Here is a 15,964-nt window from a genome sequence, read left to right as displayed (position 1 = left end):
ACCATGCGTGCAGCTTACTCCGGCTGTTGCGGGCGCGCCGCCTCAGGCTGTGCGGCCTGGTTGGCGCGCGATTCCGCCGTGCCCAATGCACGCGCTGCGGCTGCATCGAGATCCGGCGGCGCGGTGGGTGCCGTCGGCGCGGCCTGTGCGGCCTGCTCCGTCTTCGCGTCCAGCCATCCGCCTTCGAAGCCGGCCTTCTTCAGGCCATCGCGGATATAGGGATTCTTCTTCATCACGTTCCAGACGAAATCGCTGCGGTAGTTCGCGATCATCGCGAGGATCGGGCCCTGGTCGATGCCGATGTAGTCGCTGGCCACCCAGCCCTTGCCCGGCACGACACGGCCGGTCTTCAGCGGGATGTCGTAGTCGAAACTCGGGTTGAACGAATCGAGGAAGCCGTAGCTCGAGTAGAGGTAGTCGCCGTAGCGGCGGTGCATTTCCTCGGTGGCCGGGATCACGATCTCCGGGGCGAACGGCAGCGAGGCGACCGCCGCGGTGGGCGCGATGGTGCCGTCGTCGAAGTTCTCGCGGAAGCCGGCCCCGCGCGCGGAGTAATGGCGGAACTGGCGCTGCTCGCCGCGGTACTCCTGCAGGGTCTGCTGCGGGCCGTCCGAGGCGGTCAGGCCCCAGACGTTCTCGCCGTAATCCTTCCACTTCATCGGGTTCTCGGTGGCATATGCGCGCTGGGCGTACGTCGCGCGGCGGCTGTTCTCGAAGTAGTCCATGCCGCGCTCGCGCATGTAGGCGTCCTGGATGCCGCGGAAGTCGATCCAGACATGGCTGTACTGGTGGCCGAAGTGCGGCGCGAAGGTCAGGTACTCCTGCCCCTGGAATACGCCCCACAACTCGCCGTAGCTGCGCGTCCACACTTCCCACGCGTCCTGGCCGACCGGATGGGTCGGCGACGCCATCGCCAGCACGTAGACCATCATGGCCTCGTTGTAGCCCTTCCAGTCGTGCGGAATGGTGCCGCTTTCCGGGAACCAGCCCATCGAGATCAACGGCTTGTTGTTCTGCAGGAAGGTCCAGTCCACGCGCTTGTACAGCACATCGGCGATCTCGCGGATCTCCTTTTCGCGTGCCTCGTCGCGGTCGTAGTACGACTGCGCGAACAACACGCCCATCATCAGCAACGAGGTATCCACGCTGGACAGTTCCACCCAGCTGTTGAAACGCTGGCCGGTGTCCATGTCGAGGAAGTGGTAATAGAACCCCTTGTAGCCACCCCGCCCTTCCTTCTGCGCGCCCTGCGGCACGTCGCGCAGGAACTTCAGCGTCGTCAGCGTGCGATCCACCGCCTGGGTGCGGCTGACCCAGCCGTTCTCGATGCCGATCGGATACGCCGTCAGCGCATAGCCGACCGACGCGATGCTGGCGAAAGGACGCGATGGATAGCGGTCTGGCGTCAGTCCGTTCATTTCGTTGGTCGTATCCCAGAAGAACTGGAACGTGCGGCGTTCGATGTCGCGGAACAACGGCGGCAGTTCCGGCTTGGCCGGCGGTTCGGGCTTGGCGGCAACGGCGGGCGTTGCAGGCTTGGCTTCTGGCTTGGGCGCGGGCTCCGGTGCCTTCTGGCAGGCGGCAATCGCCAGGGTGAGGAGGAACGCCGTGATGCTGCGGGTCAACGGAAAGCGGGCTTCGTTCGTGGTCATCATGCTGGGCTGTAAACGTTTACATGCGAGAGCGGAATACTGCACGCCGCGTTGGCGACAGGACCCGACGGCGGTTCAAAGAAAAAGGGGGATTCCGGTGCCTGGCGGGCAGCGGGCGGAGAAGGCACGGGCTACCGTCGCCGGATGCACCGGCGACCCTCGTCTCTGCGCCGTCGCACCTGCGTGCGACACGCGTCGGGTAAGCCACTCGTGCGTCACGTCCGCCCTCCACGGATGACATCTCACCACGGAAATGTAACCGTTTTCAGAACCCATGGCAAAAACGGCCAACTCCACCCGGTGCAGCCTGCAAGTACTTGTTTCAACAAGGGAAACAAAGCACTTCAATGCTGCACCGCAGCGTCAAAGCGACGGATGGACTCAGCCCACCGCCGGCGCACGGCAATGCCGCTCGATGAAGGCCTGGTGCTTGGGCATCGCCTGCACGCAGCGGTCGATCGTCTGCCGGACATTCGCCACGAAGGCCTCGACCTCCGCCTCCGACAGCCGATCCACCAGGGGTGAGTACGCGCTCGGCACGATGCGCTGGCCCAGCATTACCTGGATCCAGCTCTGCAGCGCGAAGAACTCCTCGCCGTCCCGGTAGAAGCGCCCGCTGTTGCGGAACAGGTCGATGTTGGCCTGCAGCGTGTCGGGGATCGGCATCTCCCGGCATTCGCGCCAGAAGGGCTCGTCGCGCTCCACCGCCTTGTAGTGCAGGATCAGGAAATCCCGGATGTGGTCGTATTCGAAGTGCGTGCGTTCGTTGTAGCGCGCCACCAGACCCGGGTCGATGCCCTGCCGCGGGAACATGTCCAGCAACCGCAGGATCGCAGTCTGGATCAGCAACAGACTGGTCGATTCCAGCGGCTCCATGAACCCGCTGGCCAATCCGACCGCCACGACGTTGCGGTTCCAGAACTGTTTGCGCTTGCCGGTGACGAAACGCAACGGCCGCGGCTCTGCCTGAGCTTCGCCATCCAGATTCGAGAGCAGCGTGTTCGCAGCTTCGTCGTCACTGAGGAAGCGACTGCAGTAGACCAGGCCGTTGCCGGTGCGGTGCTGCAGCGGAATGCGCCATTGCCAGCCCGCGGTACGCGCGGTCGAACGTGTATATGGCGTCGGGTCGCCCACGCGTGCGCATGGCACGGCCACCGCGCGATCGCACGGTAGCCAATGACTCCAATCCTCGTAACCCGTCTTGAGCGCCTGTTCGATCAGCAGGCCACGGAAGCCGGAGCAATCGATGAACAGGTCGCCTTCGACCCTGCGGCCATCGGCCATGACAACGGCCGAGACGAAGCCGTCCTCCGGGCGAAGTTCCACATCGACGACCTTGCCTTCGATCCGCTCCACGCCCTGCCCCTCTGCGAACCCGCGCAGGTAGCGTGCATAGAGCGTCGCGTCGAAATGGTAGGCGTACGCCACCGATGCCAGCGGCGATGTCGGCGGCACGTCGTTCGCGCCCGGGAGGAACCGGTCTTCGCGCGAGGCCGCCGTCTGCAACTGATAGGAACCGATGTCGCCAACGTTCTTGCCGGCGAGCAGCAAACGCAACCAATAATGATGGAAGGCGGCCGGCCCGGGGTCATGTCCCACCGTACCGAACCCATGCATGTAGCGGTCGCCGATGCGCGCCCAGTCGCGGAACTCGATGCCGAGCTTGAAGGTGCCCTGCGTGGCACGGACGAATTCCGCCTCGTCCAGCCCCAACGCCTGTGCATTGAAGGTGCGGATGTGCGGCACCGTCGCCTCACCGACACCGATGATGCCGATCTCGTCGGACTCCACCAGCCGGACCTTGCAGTTCCGGTCCAGATGCCTGACCAGTGCCGAAGCCGCCATCCAGCCGGCCGAACCACCGCCCACCACCACGACTTCGCGAATCGAGTTCCCGTCCATCTCCCCTCCCCCAAATGACGGGACCCGCTTGCGCGGGTCCCGAACATGGCCGATGACGTCGTACCCGTTACCAGGTCAGACGCGCACTGACGAACAGCGTACGCGGCGGCGTGTAGCTGGTGACGCCGTTGCCCGTGCTGACGACGCTGGTCTCAGGATCGTATACGCCACCGGAACCCCAGACCGTGCGGTACGAGCTGTAGTTCTTCGCGTTGGTGACGTTGATCATGTCCGCGCGAACTTCGAACGCCATGTCCTCGGCGATATCGAAACGCTTGGACAGCGACAGGTCCAATTGCTTCGTACCCAGCGTGCCAGGCGTGTCGGTCGAGACGATCAGCGGCGGCACGGCGGTCGCAGAGCCGTACTCCCACCAGCCGACAACGGAGTTGAGCGGCGGCGGCGTCGCCAGAGTCACCTTCGCCGAGGCGGTAACGCCCCAAGGCAGATCGTAGATGCCGGTCATCACCAGACGATGGCGCGGAACCGCCTTCAGGTCGATGAAGGGATAGGCGTCGATCGTCGGACCGTCGAAGGAGTAGTGCTCGTCGCCACCCCGATTGCCCTTCGCGCGGGAGAACGTATAGCCCGCGGTGAAGCCCCAACCGGACTCTTCGGTGTACGGCTTCTCGGCCGACAGCAGCAGCTGCGTGGTCTTGGTTTCGATACCGTTGTCACCCAGGATCAGCCCACCGAAACCCGGCGGGTTGTGCTCCCAGGGCTGAGCGATATCGTTCGCATTCCACGACGGAGCGTCGTAGAAGTTACCGTTCGGATAGCGGTTGCCCAGGGTGAAGACGAATCCTTCCTTGCTGTGCACGTAGGCCACCGTCGCCGACGTGTTCCACTCGCCGATGGTGCCGCGGATGCCCAGCGAGTACTGGTCGGAGTACGGCGTGACCAGATCGTTGTTCATCAGGTCGATTTCGCCGTTGCGACGACGCGTGTCGATCAGCGAGTACAGCTCGTCGATCCCGTTCAGGAAACGCGGATCCCAGTTCACGCAGGTGCCAGGCGCAGGCGTGCAACCCGAACTCTCGACGAAGTTGATGTCGTAGGTCGCCAGCGCGGCCTTGACCTGCTCCAGACCCAGGTAGTCATACAGGTTGCGGTCGTAGCTGCGGCCCGCACCGCCGAACAGCACCCAACGCTCGTCGCCGGTCAGGTCGTACGAGAAACCAAGGCGTGGCGCCCAGTTGTTCTTGTCGGCCTTGCGGTTGTTGCCGGTGCTGATGTAGTCCTCGATGTTGACGCCACCGGCGCGCAGCTGGTCAGCGTAGATGCCGCCCGAGTTGCTACCCGTGCCCGGACCATACAGCGCGTCCACCACTTCCTGCGGCGTACGGAAATCCACGTAGGACGGGATATCCTCGTAGTCCCAACGCAGACCGAGGTTCAACTGCAGGCGATCAGTGACATCCCAGTCGTCCTGGATATAGATGCCGTACTGTTTGGCCTTGGTCGTGACGATAGGCGATGCGCCCTCGTAGGGAGCGTTGAAGCTCACCATATAGGGAATGACGTTGGTACCCACCGGGGAGTAAGCGGTGATCGGCAGCGAACCGTCGTTGACCGAATAACGGAAGGTCGGATTGATGGCCGAGTTTTCACTCTGCGTCAGTTCAACCGACTTGAACTTAATGCCGGTCTTGACTACGTGGTCGCCCATCCACTCAAACGAGTTGAAGGTCAGGTCGTTCTGGAACGCCGGTCCCTTTTGACCCTTGCGCTGGATCGACAGGGCGCTGGTCGAGTCGGCGGTGAGCAGCACATCATTGCGGTTCGGCCCGCGGGTGTAGATCGACTGGTTGCCGATCGTGAACGCCGCCGGATTGAACAGCGAGTCCTCATAGGTCACGCGCGCTTCATTGAGGAACGTCTCGCCGTAATGCATCCAGCGCAGGTCATAGCGCTTGTCGGTATTGAAGTTGACCTTCGCGGCGCTGTCCGTGGTCGTACCGCCTGCACCGCTCACACCCTGTTCGTCGCGATATTTGGCCGACAGCTCCAGACGATCGTTGTCGCCCACATCCCAGCTCAACTTGCCAAAGTACAGGTCTTCGTTGAACGGCTGTGTGGTCGGGCCCAGCTGCGCGCGGACACCCGCAGGCAGGAAGTCCTCGAACGATTCCCACTGACGGGGTGTTGCGACGGGATCGACGTTCAGCACGAAATCCTTGGCTTCGTAGCTGAAGAAGAAGTGCATCTTGTCCTGGATGATCGGACCACCCAGCGCGAAACCGTACTCGTTCTGCTTGGTCTGGGCCTTGTCCACACCCGCAGCGTCTTCACCCACCGTCGGCTGACGCATGGAGGTATTGGTGTAACGGGTGAAGAGCTCACCCTTGAACTCGTTGGTGCCCGACTTGGTCTGGGCGATGATCGCCGCCGAGCCCACCTGGTCGAACTCGGCCTTGTAGTTCGAGGTCACGACCTTGTATTCGCCGATGGCCAGCTGCGGGAACGGATTGCCTGCGCTCTGGTCCTGGCCTGCCACACCACCGGTCAGCACGTAGTTCTTCTGGCCGACGCCATCGATGTACACGTTGATGGCGCTGCTCTTCTGGGCGCCGCCGCGCAGCTTGGACTGGCCGCTGCTCTGGTCGGTCTCGAACTGCATGCCCGGCACGGTGTCGGCGAACTCGAGGAAGTTGCGCGTCAGCTGCGGGACCGTGTTGATCTGCTTCAACGATACGTTGGTGCCGACTTCGGAGGTCTTGACCTCCTGCAGCGGCGGTGCGGACACACGGACGGTGTCCAGCGTGGTCGTATCACCCGCAGGCGCCGCTGGCGCACCGCCGACGAGATCCAGGCTGACGGACGTAGCGACCTGCAGCGTCACCGTGCGTTCGGTACCGCCTGAAGACACCGTATAGGTACCCGGCGGCAACCCGGCGAGCGAGTAGCTGCCATCCGCATTTGCCGTCACCTGGCGCTTGCTGCCGGTGGCGGTGTTGACGGCGGTGACCTGCGCGCCGGCATCGGCCTTGCCGCGCAGCGTGGCATTCGAGGACTGCGCGATGGCGTGGCCGCTGGCCACGACCAGCACGCTGGCCAGGGCACAGGTCAGCAGTTTGCGCTTGGGTTGGAATGTGGAACGGTTGCGATACTTCATTGGCTCTCTCCCTCCAAAAAGTTGTTTCATTGCTGGCCGGCTTGATGGCCGCCTGTAATCGGTTACAAGCCCGCCCAAAAAAAAGCGGGTGCCTCTCCCTCGCTACTTCTTCGCCTGGGGCACCGCTCCGATGCTCGATTCCCGCACGATCAATTCGGGGACCAGCGTCGCCGAGGGCGCCACGCGCTCGCCATCGGAATCAATCGTGTCCAGCAACCGGCTCATCGCCTGTCCACCCAACTCCGCGATACTGACCCGCATCGTGGTCAAGGTCGGGTGAACGAAGCGTGCGAGCGGAATGTCGTCGAAGCCCGCGAGCGCGATGTCCTGCGGTACGCGCACGCCGGCTTCGTTGAAGGCGTACAGGCAACCCAGCGCCGTCATGTCGTTGGCGGCGAACACCGCCTGCGGGCGCTCCTTCATCTGCGCGATGCGCTTGCCGGCTTCGTAACCGGCGGATTCGCTGAAATCGCCCGCGAACTCCAGCGGCGCCGCGCCGGGAACGAAGCGCGCAAGCGCGTCGCGGTAACCGCGCAGGCGTTCGCGTGCGTCGAAATTGCCTTCCGGGCCGCCAATGAAGGCGATGCGCCGGTGACCGGCCTGGGCCAGATGCTCGACCATCGCCACGGCTGCGCTGTAGTTGTCGATCGTCAGCGCCGGATAGGCGGCTTCCTGCACGTCGGTATTGATCAGCACCACCGGCAGCGCCGACGGCAGGTTGTCCACCAGGAAGCCAGGCTGATCGGTGTAAGGCGAGAGCACGAGCAGGCCGTCCACGCGGCCACGCATGGCACGCAGGGCTTCGCCCTGCTCTTCCGGATGACCGTGATAGCTGGATACCAGCAGATGCTGGCGGCGGGCGCGTGCGACCTGATCGATGCCGCGGATCAGTTCCGAGAAGAACTCGCCGTAGAGATCGGGCAGCACCACGCCGATGGTCTGGGTGCGACGACTGCTGAGGCTGCGGGCGGCGGCATGGGGCTGGTAACGCAGGCGGTCCGCAGTGGCCAGGACTTGCTGGCGCACGGCTTCGGCGACGTTCTCGTGACCGTTCAAGGCACGCGAAACGGTAGCCACGGATACCCGTGCCTCACGTGCGACATCCTTGATGGTGACCGAGGTTCGCGCCATTCCCCGCCCCTCCGCGGTGATGACTGCTGTAAGTGGCGCGGACTGTAACCGTTTTCACGGAAACGTGTAAAGCCCGCGTTATTCGATGCCGAAAACACCTGGAATTCATGCACTTGCGGGCACCCGCAGGTATCCGCAAGTATTTTGCGTTGCAGCATATTCACGACTACCGCAACACCCCGCCTCTACTTGGCGGCGACCTCGAAAGCGACCTCGCGTGTCTGGTCGGAGCTGCCGCCGACGAACACCGTGAACGTGCCAGGCTCGACCACGCGCTGCATGCGGTCATCCAGCATCGACAAGTCGTCGAATCCGAGTGCGAAGGTGACGACCTTCGACTCGCCCGGCTTCAACGCGACACGCTGGAACCCACGCAACTGCCTGACCGGCCGGGTGATGCTGGCGACGTCATCGCGCACGTACAGCTGCACGACTTCCTCGCCCGCCCGCTTGCCGGTGTTGGTGACCCGCACGCTGACCTGCTGCTGCAACGCGGAGGGTGCCAGCGTCTTCTTCGACACGACCGGTGCGTCGTAGCGGAACGTCGTATAGCTGAGGCCGTGGCCGAAGGCGTACAGCGGCGTCCACGGCACGTCGAGGTACTTGCTGGTGTACTTCTCTTCCTCGCGCGGCGGGCGTCCGGTGTTCTTGTGTGCGTAATAGATCGGCACCTGGCCGACGTTGTGCGGGAAGGTCACGGGGAGCTTCGCGGACGGGTTCACGTCACCGAACAGCACGTCCGCGATGGCCGGACCGCCCTCCACGCCGGGGAACCAGGCTTCGAGGATCGCGGGCACCTTGCCCTTCAATCCGCCGATCGACAGCGGCCGGCCATTGAGCAGCACCAGGGCGACCGGCTTGCCGGTCGCCGCAACGGCGAGCGCCAGTTGCTCCTGCACGCCGGGCAGATCGAGCGTGGTGCGGTTGTTGGCTTCCGCGCTCATGTCCGGGTGCTCGCCGAGGAACATCACCACGGCGTCGGCCTGCTTCGCCGCGGCGACCGCTTCGGCAAAACCGCGGGTGTCCTGGCTGTCGATGTCGGCGCCCTTCGCCACGACGATCCGCGTCTTGTCGCCGAGCGCGGCCTTCAGGCCTTCCAGCGGCGTGATCGCGTCCTCCTCACGCCCCGCGACGGCCCAGTTGCCGAGCATCGCGCGGCGATGATCGGCCAGCGGACCGATCACCGCCAGCGTGCGCACGGACTTCGACAGCGGCAACACGTTGCCCTCGTTCTCCAACAGCACCATCGACTTCTGCGCCATGCGGCGCGCCGCGGCGCGGTGCTCCGGCGTCAGCGTCAGCGCGCGTTCGCGCGCGCCGTCGGCAGTACAGGAGCGATACGGGTCGTCGAAGAGGCCGAGCCGGTACTTCGCGTTGAGCACGCGACGCACCGAGGCATCCACCTCCGCCATCGGCACCCGACCCGCCTTGACGGCAGCGGGCAGGTCCTTGACGTAGATCTGGCTGACCATGTCGACATCGACGCCGGCGCGCAGGCCGAGCACGCCGGCTTGTTCCGGATTGGCAGCCACGCCGTGCGGCATCAGCTCCATCACGCCGGTGTAGTCGCTGACGAGCAATCCGTCCCAGCCCCACTCCTTGCGCAGCAGGTCCTGGATCAGCGGCCGGTGCGCGTGCATCGGAACCCCGGCGATCTCGTTGAACGAGGCCATGATCGACTGCGCGCCCGCATCGACGGCCGCCTTGAACGGCGGCAGGTAGACCTCGTGCAATGTGCGCTCGGAGATGTCGGCCACGTTGTAGTCGCGCCCGGCTTCGGCGGCGCCATAGGCGACGAAGTGCTTGGCCGTGGCCAGCACCGCATCCGGCTTGCGCAGGTCGTCGCCCTGGAAACCGCGCACGCGGGCCGCGGCGAGCACCGAGCCCAGGTAGGGATCTTCGCCGGCGCCTTCCACGATGCGGCCCCAACGCGGGTCGCGTGCGATGTCGACCATCGGCGCGTAGGTCCAGTGGATGCCGTGGGCGGCGGCCTCGATCGCGGCGATGCGCGCAGCGTGCTGGACTTCGTCCGGATCGAAGCTGGACGACTCGCCCAGCGGCACCGGGAACACCGTCCGATGGCCGTGGATCACGTCATAGCCGAACAGCAGGGGAATCCCCAGGCGCGACTCTTCGACGGCGATCTTCTGCAGGCGGCAGGTCAGCGCAGCGCCCTGGGTGCCGAGGTAGGAACCGATCTCACCGCGGCGGATCTGGTCCTCGTTGCCGGCCATCGCGGCCGGGCCGGTGTTGTTGCCGACGCCCGGCGGCTGGTTCAGCTGGCCCAGCTTCTCCTCCACCGTCATCTTCGCCAGCAGGGCATCGACGAAGGCGGTTTCGGCGGGGGTGGCATAGACCGGCGGCTTGGCCGCGACGGGAGCGGCCAATAGAGCAGCCAGCAGGCCTACCCGCAGGGGATGAGGAGCAAGGGGGTGGTGGTTTTGGCTCATGGCGCCCTCCCGGCGATGCGAAAGGGGGCGAATGTAAACGTTTTCACAGTGCACTGCATGCCGCAGTGCCGGAAAACGCGACGCGGCTCAGCCCGCCTCGTCCGGGGTCCGGGCCTCGATGACGAGAGCGTGGATGTCGGTCTGCATCATCTCGCCCAGGGCTGCATAAACGGTCCGGTGCCGGGCCAGCGGGGCCTTGCCCGCGAAGACCGGACTGACGATCCGCACCGTGAAATGGCCACGCCCGTCGCGGGCGCCCTCGTGCCCGGCATGTTGGTGGCTGTCGTCCACCACCTCCAGCGCGGTCGGCTGCAGCGCCGCCAGCGCGTCCCGGATACGCTCGATCCGGCTCACGGCAGGACCTTGCGGAAGGGGCGCACGTCGACACGCGCGTAGACGCCCGCGGCGACGTAAGGGTCGGCGTCTGCCCAGGCCCGCGCGTCTTCCAACGCGTCGAACTCGGCGATCACGATGCTGCCGCTGAACCCCGCCGGGCCCGGATCCTCGGCATCGATGGCGGGACAAGGACCGGCCAGCAACAGGCGCCCTTCGTCGCGCAGGGCGGTCAGCCGGGCCAGGTGGGCCGCCCGGGCTTCCAGGCGCTTCGGCAGGGCATCGGCCGCATCATGGCCTTCAATGGCATACCACATGGTCTTCACTCCGGAGTCGAAGCCTGAATTGTACGTGCCCGTCCGCCGCACGGCGCTGGACACGGTCCCGGCCAACGCTTACCCTGTCTTCCATTGCACGGCCGGAAGCAGCGGCCCGTCCAGGGTAGGCACCGGCCAGACGGTCCGCCCACCCCGCCACGGGGACACCGGGACGTTCGATTCGCTGCCCCCACCCGCCCGCGCCCAACGACCTCTCGCTGTCCGCCCCCGCGGCCCCCGCGGTGTGCATTGCTGGTTGATGTAAGGGAAGCGTTCGCCCTGCGACGCATGATTTCGTTAAGGCATTGCCGGAACCGCGCCGCCCCTGCCGCGCGCCGCACGCATGCCGAGGCTGTGATTAGCACGATGGCTGTTTCTTGATGAGCCCAGAACTCGCGTCCGACGCGACTCAGACCAACCCGTCCACGCATCCGCAGCAGCAGGAAATGCCGCTGGCGGTGGTGCATGGGCAGCCGGTGCTGCAGATCCCGCAGGACCTGTACATCCCGCCGGACGCGCTGGAAGTCATCCTCGACGCCTTCGAAGGCCCGCTCGACCTGCTGCTGTACCTGATCCGCCGGCAGAACCTGGACATCCTGGACATCCCCGTCGCCGAGATCACCCGGCAGTACGTGGACTACATCAATGTCATGCAGGAGCTGAGGTTCGAGCTGGCGGCCGAGTACCTGGTGATGGCCGCCATCCTGGCCGAGATCAAGTCGCGCATGCTGTTGCCGCGACCGGTCTCCGAGGAAGGCGACGAAGGCGACCCGCGCGCCGAGCTGGTGCGCCGGCTGCAGGAGTACGAACGCTTCAAGCAGGCGGCCGAGGACCTGGACACCCTGCCCCGCCAGGATCGCGACACCACCCCGGTGAACGCGCATGTGCCCGACCGCGCGGCGGTGAAGCTGCCGCCGCCGGTGGAACTGAAGGAAATGCTGCTGGCGCTGCACGACGTGCTCAAGCGCGCCGAGCTGTTCACCGGCCACGCCATCCGGCGCGAGGCGCTCAGCGTGCGCCAGCGGATGGGCGACGTGCTGACGCGGCTGGAGGACGGCAAGTTCCACCGCTTCGAAAGCATGTTCACCGTCGAGGAAGGCAAGCTGGGCGTGCTGGTGACCTTCCTGGCCATGCTGGAACTGGCCAAGGAACAGTTGCTGGACATCGTGCAGGAAGGACCGCTTGCCCCGATCTACATCAAGTCGCTGGCGCTGAACAACACCAACGAGCCGCTGCAGTTCTCCAGCGAGTTCGACGACACCGACGCTGCCAACGACACCCCCTGACGCAGCCGGCCCCGCGCCCGCTGCCAGCCCGAACGACAGGACCGCATGGATCAATCGCTCATCAACCGCATCGTGGAAGCCGCGCTGATGGCCGCCACCCAGCCGCTGACGTTGGCGCAGCTGCACGGCCTGTTTCCGGAAGAGGAACCGGCGCCGGAAGGCAGCGTCGAGCTCGCGCTCGAACAGCTGACCGAGGCTTGCGCCGACCGCGGCGTGGAACTGGTCGAAGTGGCGTCCGGCTACCGTTACCAGGTCAAGGCCGACGTGCATGGCTGGGTCGCCCGTCTCTGGACCGAGCGCAAGACCAAGTACACGCGCGCCACGCTGGAGACCCTGGCCCTGATCGCGTACCGCCAGCCGATCACGCGCGGCGAGATCGAGCAGGTCCGCGGCGTGGCCGTGAGCAGCAACATCATCCAGGCGCTGGAAGAGCGCGAATGGATTCGCGTGGTCGGCCACCGCGACGTGCCGGGCAAGCCGGCGCTGTTCGGCACGACCAAGGGCTTCCTGGATTATTTCGGGCTCAAGCGCCTGGACGAACTGCCGCCGCTGTCCGAACTCCGGGACATCGGCGAACTGGAACCGCAGCTGCCGCTGGACGGCGCCCCGCTGCCGGTCAGCATCGCCAGCGGCGATGCCCCGGTGGACGGCCATGACGATGACGCCCGCGACGATGAGGACGGGCACACGCTCGCCGCATCGAACGACGGCGTCGACAACGAAGACAACGCATCGGCCGATACCGGCGAAGACGCCGGCGACACCGATGACTCCCACCCCCAAGATGACGACGCCGCAGCTTCCGACGAGGAAGACCGGGCACCGTCGGAGCAGAAGCAATGAGCAACACCCCGAAGAAGACCACGCTGGGCAAACTGTCCCTGAAGCGTGAGAGCGCACCCGTCGAAGCCGCGCGCCTGGAAGAACGCCTGCACAAGGTGCTGGCGCAGGCCGGGCTCGGCTCGCGTCGTGCGCTGGAACAGCGCATCGCCGATGGCCTGGTCAAGGTCAATGGCGAAACCGCGCAGACCGGTCTGTCGGTCAAGGCCGGCGACAAGATCGAACTGGACGGCAAGACCTTCGTCACCAGTGCGCTGACCGAGCCGGCCCGCGTGCTGATCTACAACAAGCCGGAAGGCGAAGTCACCACCCGCGAAGACCCCGAAGGTCGTCCGACGATCTTCGAAGCGCTGCCGGCCATGAAGGGCGCGCGCTGGATCGCGATCGGCCGCCTGGACATCAACACCACCGGCCTGCTGCTGCTGACCACGGACGGCGAACTCGCCAACGCGATGATGCACCCGTCGTACGAAGTCGAGCGCGAGTACGTCGTGCGCGTGCGTGCGCCGGAAGGCCAGGAAAGCGTGCCGGACAACGTCGTCGACCGCCTGCGCCGCGGCGTGGCGCTGGACGATGGCCCGGCCAAGTTCGACGAGATCGAACGCATCGGCGGCACCGATTCGCACGACTGGTTCCGCGTGGTCGTCAAGGAAGGCCGCAACCGCGAAGTGCGCCGCCTGTGGGAATCGCAGGGTTGCCAGGTCAGCCGCCTCAAGCGCGTGCGCTACGGCAAGGTGAGCCTGCCGCAGCCGCTGTTGCGCGGCCAGTCGCAGGAACTGGCGGACGCGCAGGTGGAAGCGCTGCGCAAGGAGCTGGGCCTGGAAGACGGCGCACCCGCCGCACTGACGCTGCAGCCGGTCATCGGCCAGCGCAAGGCCTCCAAGTCCACCGTGCATGTCGGTGGCGGCCGCAGTGGCAGCGCCTACGTCAACGGCCACAACACGGCAGACGAAGGCCGTGAGCTGCGCCGCTTCGACCACGTGCGCGAAGACCGCGGCCGTGGCCGCGGCAAGAAGCCCCACGGCGGCCTGACCGTCAGCGGCGAACAGGCGGCCAAACAATCGCAGAAGCCGTTCAAGCAACGCGCGCCGAAGGGCCCGAAGCCGTTGCCGGATGGCAATCCGGCGGCCTTCCGCAGCTGGTACGTGCCGGACGGCGTGGACACCGGTCCCGCCGGCCATCGCAACGCCGGCCCCGGTGGCCCGAAGAAGCCTTATGGCGGCAAGCCCGGCGGACGCCCCGGCGCGGGCGGCAAGCCCGGCGGTGCGGGCAAGCGCGGCCCCGGCGCAGGTGCCGGCGGCTTTGGTGGCAACCGCTTTGGCAACGACCAGGGCGGTGGCTTTGCGGGCGAGCGCGGCCCGCGTGGTGCGCAGGGCGCTGGCGCCGGCAAGCCGCAGCGTGCGGCGCGTCCCTACGGCCACCCCGGCAATGCGCCGAGCTTCCCGTCCGATCATGCGAACCCCGGATTCAATCCTTACGGCCAGCAGCCCCGTGGTCCCCGGCCGCAGGGCCGCCCTGGTGGCGGCAATCGGCCGCAGCACGCAGGTCCGCGTCCCGGCGGTCGCCCCGCCGGTGGCCGCGGCCCCGGTGGACGGCCCGGCGGTGGTGGCCAGCGTGGACCGCGCGGCGGCGGCCACGGTTGAGTGAGCGGCTGAGTGAAACGAAGGCGCCCCGTGGGGCGCCTTTTTTCTTGGGTGCATCCGACATCTCCGATGGCTTCACCGTCGCTTCATGGCGACCCCGCAGAGGCACTGCACCTTGGACGCTCCCCAGGAACGGAGCATCCACGCGCATGCAGGAAACGGACTACGACGTCATCGTGGTGGGCGCCGGCTTCGCCGGTGTCGCCTGCGCCCAGACCCTCGCGCAACACGGTGCAAGCGTCTGCGTGGTGGATCGCAAGCGCGATCTCGGCGAACGCATCCACACCACCGGCATCCTGGTGGCCGAAGCTTTGCAACATGCCTGCTTGGCGGACCTACCCGCCGCACTTCTGCGCGCGGTGCCGCACGTCCGCCTCTACGCGCCGAACCTGCGCAGCGTGCGACTCGCGGCACCGGACTATCGTTTCTATACCACCGACACGCCCGCGTTGATGCGCTGGCTCGGCGAGGGCCTGGTCGAATGCGGCATACCGCTGCGCCTGGGCACGCCTTTCCGCGACGCGCAACGCACCGGAGATCACTGGAGGTTGCCGGGCATCGGACGCGCACGCTGGCTGGTGGGGGCCGATGGCGCGACGTCACGGGTGGCGACGTGCCTCGGCTTGGGCCGCGTGGAACAGTGGCTGTATGGCGTCGAGCACGAGTTCGACGGCGTGGCCCTGCGCGAGCCCGATGCCCTGCACTGCTTCATCAGCAAGCACTACGCCCCGGGCTACATCGGCTGGGTGGCGCAGACGCCGACGGGCGTGCAGGCCGGATTGGCGCGGCGGCACGTGCCGGGATCATCGGCCGTGCCCGACATCGATGGCTTCCTCCACCACACCGCCGTCATGACGGGCCTGCCAGCCCCCCGACGCCCCGACAGTGTCCGCGCCGGACTGATCCCGTGCGGAGGACCGGTGCGTCCCCGGCAGCGGGACGGCGTGGTGCTCATCGGCGATGCGGCCGGCATGGTGTCGCCGGTCACGGCCGGCGGCATCCATGCCGGCTTGCGCCACGGTACTGCGGTCGGTCTGGCGATCGTGCACAACCTGCAGCAGGGCGACGCCAGCCTTGCCCTGCCCGCCATGGACGCGGTGCCGGCCTTCCGGGCCAAACGATTGCTGCGCCGGGCCTTCGACCATGCCCAGTTCGACGGGCTTTTCAACCTGGCCTTCAGGACCCCCTTCATGCGCTGCGTTGCCGAACAGCTGTACTTCCACCGGCGCGGCCATGCAGTCCACGCGCCGGAGGCGGACGCCTCCGCGCGAATCGATTGAGTACGATCAAGGCCG

At 66.3% G+C, this 15,964-nt stretch carries 10 protein-coding genes and 1 pseudogene; 4 read left to right on the top strand and 7 right to left on the bottom strand.

Going from position 1 to position 15,964, the window contains the following annotated elements:
• Nucleotides 1-14: 14 nt before the first annotated feature.
• The 7 genes from ASD72_RS16380 to ASD72_RS16350 all read right to left on the bottom strand — a co-directional run bounded on the left by ASD72_RS16380 (nucleotide 15) and on the right by ASD72_RS16350 (nucleotide 10,900).
• Entirely contained in the window at nucleotides 15-1,655 is a 1,641-nt protein-coding gene (locus ASD72_RS16380) for a glucoamylase family protein (RefSeq protein ID WP_200948914.1), read from the bottom strand.
• Nucleotides 1,656-2,033: 378 nt separating this feature from the next.
• Nucleotides 2,034-3,554 carry a tryptophan halogenase family protein gene (locus tag ASD72_RS16375; RefSeq protein ID WP_056881000.1) on the bottom strand — a complete coding sequence of 507 codons (1,521 nt, stop codon included), beginning with the start codon at nucleotides 3,552-3,554 and terminating at the stop codon, nucleotides 2,034-2,036.
• A gap of 67 nt (nucleotides 3,555-3,621) precedes the next feature.
• Nucleotides 3,622-6,669 (bottom strand): TonB-dependent receptor, encoded by a 3,048-nt coding sequence (locus ASD72_RS16370; protein ID WP_056880999.1) that lies wholly within the window; start codon nucleotides 6,667-6,669, stop codon nucleotides 3,622-3,624.
• A gap of 102 nt (nucleotides 6,670-6,771) precedes the next feature.
• Nucleotides 6,772-7,800, bottom strand: coding sequence for a LacI family DNA-binding transcriptional regulator (locus ASD72_RS16365; protein WP_056880998.1), 1,029 nt, complete (start codon nucleotides 7,798-7,800; stop codon nucleotides 6,772-6,774).
• Between the two features lie 185 nt (nucleotides 7,801-7,985).
• Nucleotides 7,986-10,250: a glycoside hydrolase family 3 N-terminal domain-containing protein gene (locus tag ASD72_RS16360; protein ID WP_081420395.1), complete on the bottom strand. Its 2,265-nt coding sequence runs from the start codon at nucleotides 10,248-10,250 to the stop codon at nucleotides 7,986-7,988.
• Between the two features lie 87 nt (nucleotides 10,251-10,337).
• The gene (locus ASD72_RS16355; protein ID WP_056880997.1) at nucleotides 10,338-10,604 is read right to left on the bottom strand and encodes a BolA family protein; all 267 of its coding nucleotides are present in this window, start codon (nucleotides 10,602-10,604) and stop codon (nucleotides 10,338-10,340) included.
• Nucleotides 10,601-10,900: a YciI family protein gene (locus ASD72_RS16350; RefSeq protein ID WP_056881090.1), complete on the bottom strand. Its 300-nt coding sequence runs from the start codon at nucleotides 10,898-10,900 to the stop codon at nucleotides 10,601-10,603. The genes ASD72_RS16355 and ASD72_RS16350 overlap by 4 nt, the downstream gene beginning before the upstream one ends.
• A gap of 380 nt (nucleotides 10,901-11,280) precedes the next feature.
• On the opposite strand from ASD72_RS16350, the gene ASD72_RS16345 reads away from it, so the two are divergent.
• The 4 genes and pseudogenes from ASD72_RS16345 to ASD72_RS16330 all read left to right on the top strand — a co-directional run bounded on the left by ASD72_RS16345 (nucleotide 11,281) and on the right by ASD72_RS16330 (nucleotide 15,949).
• Complete coding sequence (locus ASD72_RS16345) at nucleotides 11,281-12,186, top strand: ScpA family protein (RefSeq protein WP_056880996.1); 906 nt, start codon at nucleotides 11,281-11,283, stop codon at nucleotides 12,184-12,186.
• A 45-nt stretch (nucleotides 12,187-12,231) separates the two neighbouring features.
• Nucleotides 12,232-12,804, top strand: a pseudogene (gene scpB, locus ASD72_RS16340) (SMC-Scp complex subunit ScpB); the annotation flags it as partial.
• 221 nt (nucleotides 12,805-13,025) lie between these two features.
• The gene (locus ASD72_RS16335) at nucleotides 13,026-14,669 is read left to right on the top strand and encodes a pseudouridine synthase (RefSeq protein ID WP_056880995.1); all 1,644 of its coding nucleotides are present in this window, start codon (nucleotides 13,026-13,028) and stop codon (nucleotides 14,667-14,669) included.
• A gap of 149 nt (nucleotides 14,670-14,818) precedes the next feature.
• A complete protein-coding gene (locus ASD72_RS16330; RefSeq protein WP_056880994.1) occupies nucleotides 14,819-15,949 on the top strand; it encodes an NAD(P)/FAD-dependent oxidoreductase in 1,131 nt (376 codons plus the stop codon).
• Nucleotides 15,950-15,964: the final 15 nt, after the last annotated feature.

The sequence above is a fragment of the Pseudoxanthomonas sp. Root630 genome (genome assembly GCF_001427585.1).
Taxonomy (GTDB): Bacteria; Pseudomonadota; Gammaproteobacteria; order Xanthomonadales; family Xanthomonadaceae; genus Pseudoxanthomonas_A.
The sequence above is the reverse complement of the archived record's forward strand: the minus strand, read 5'-3'. Positions and strand labels throughout refer to the sequence as shown.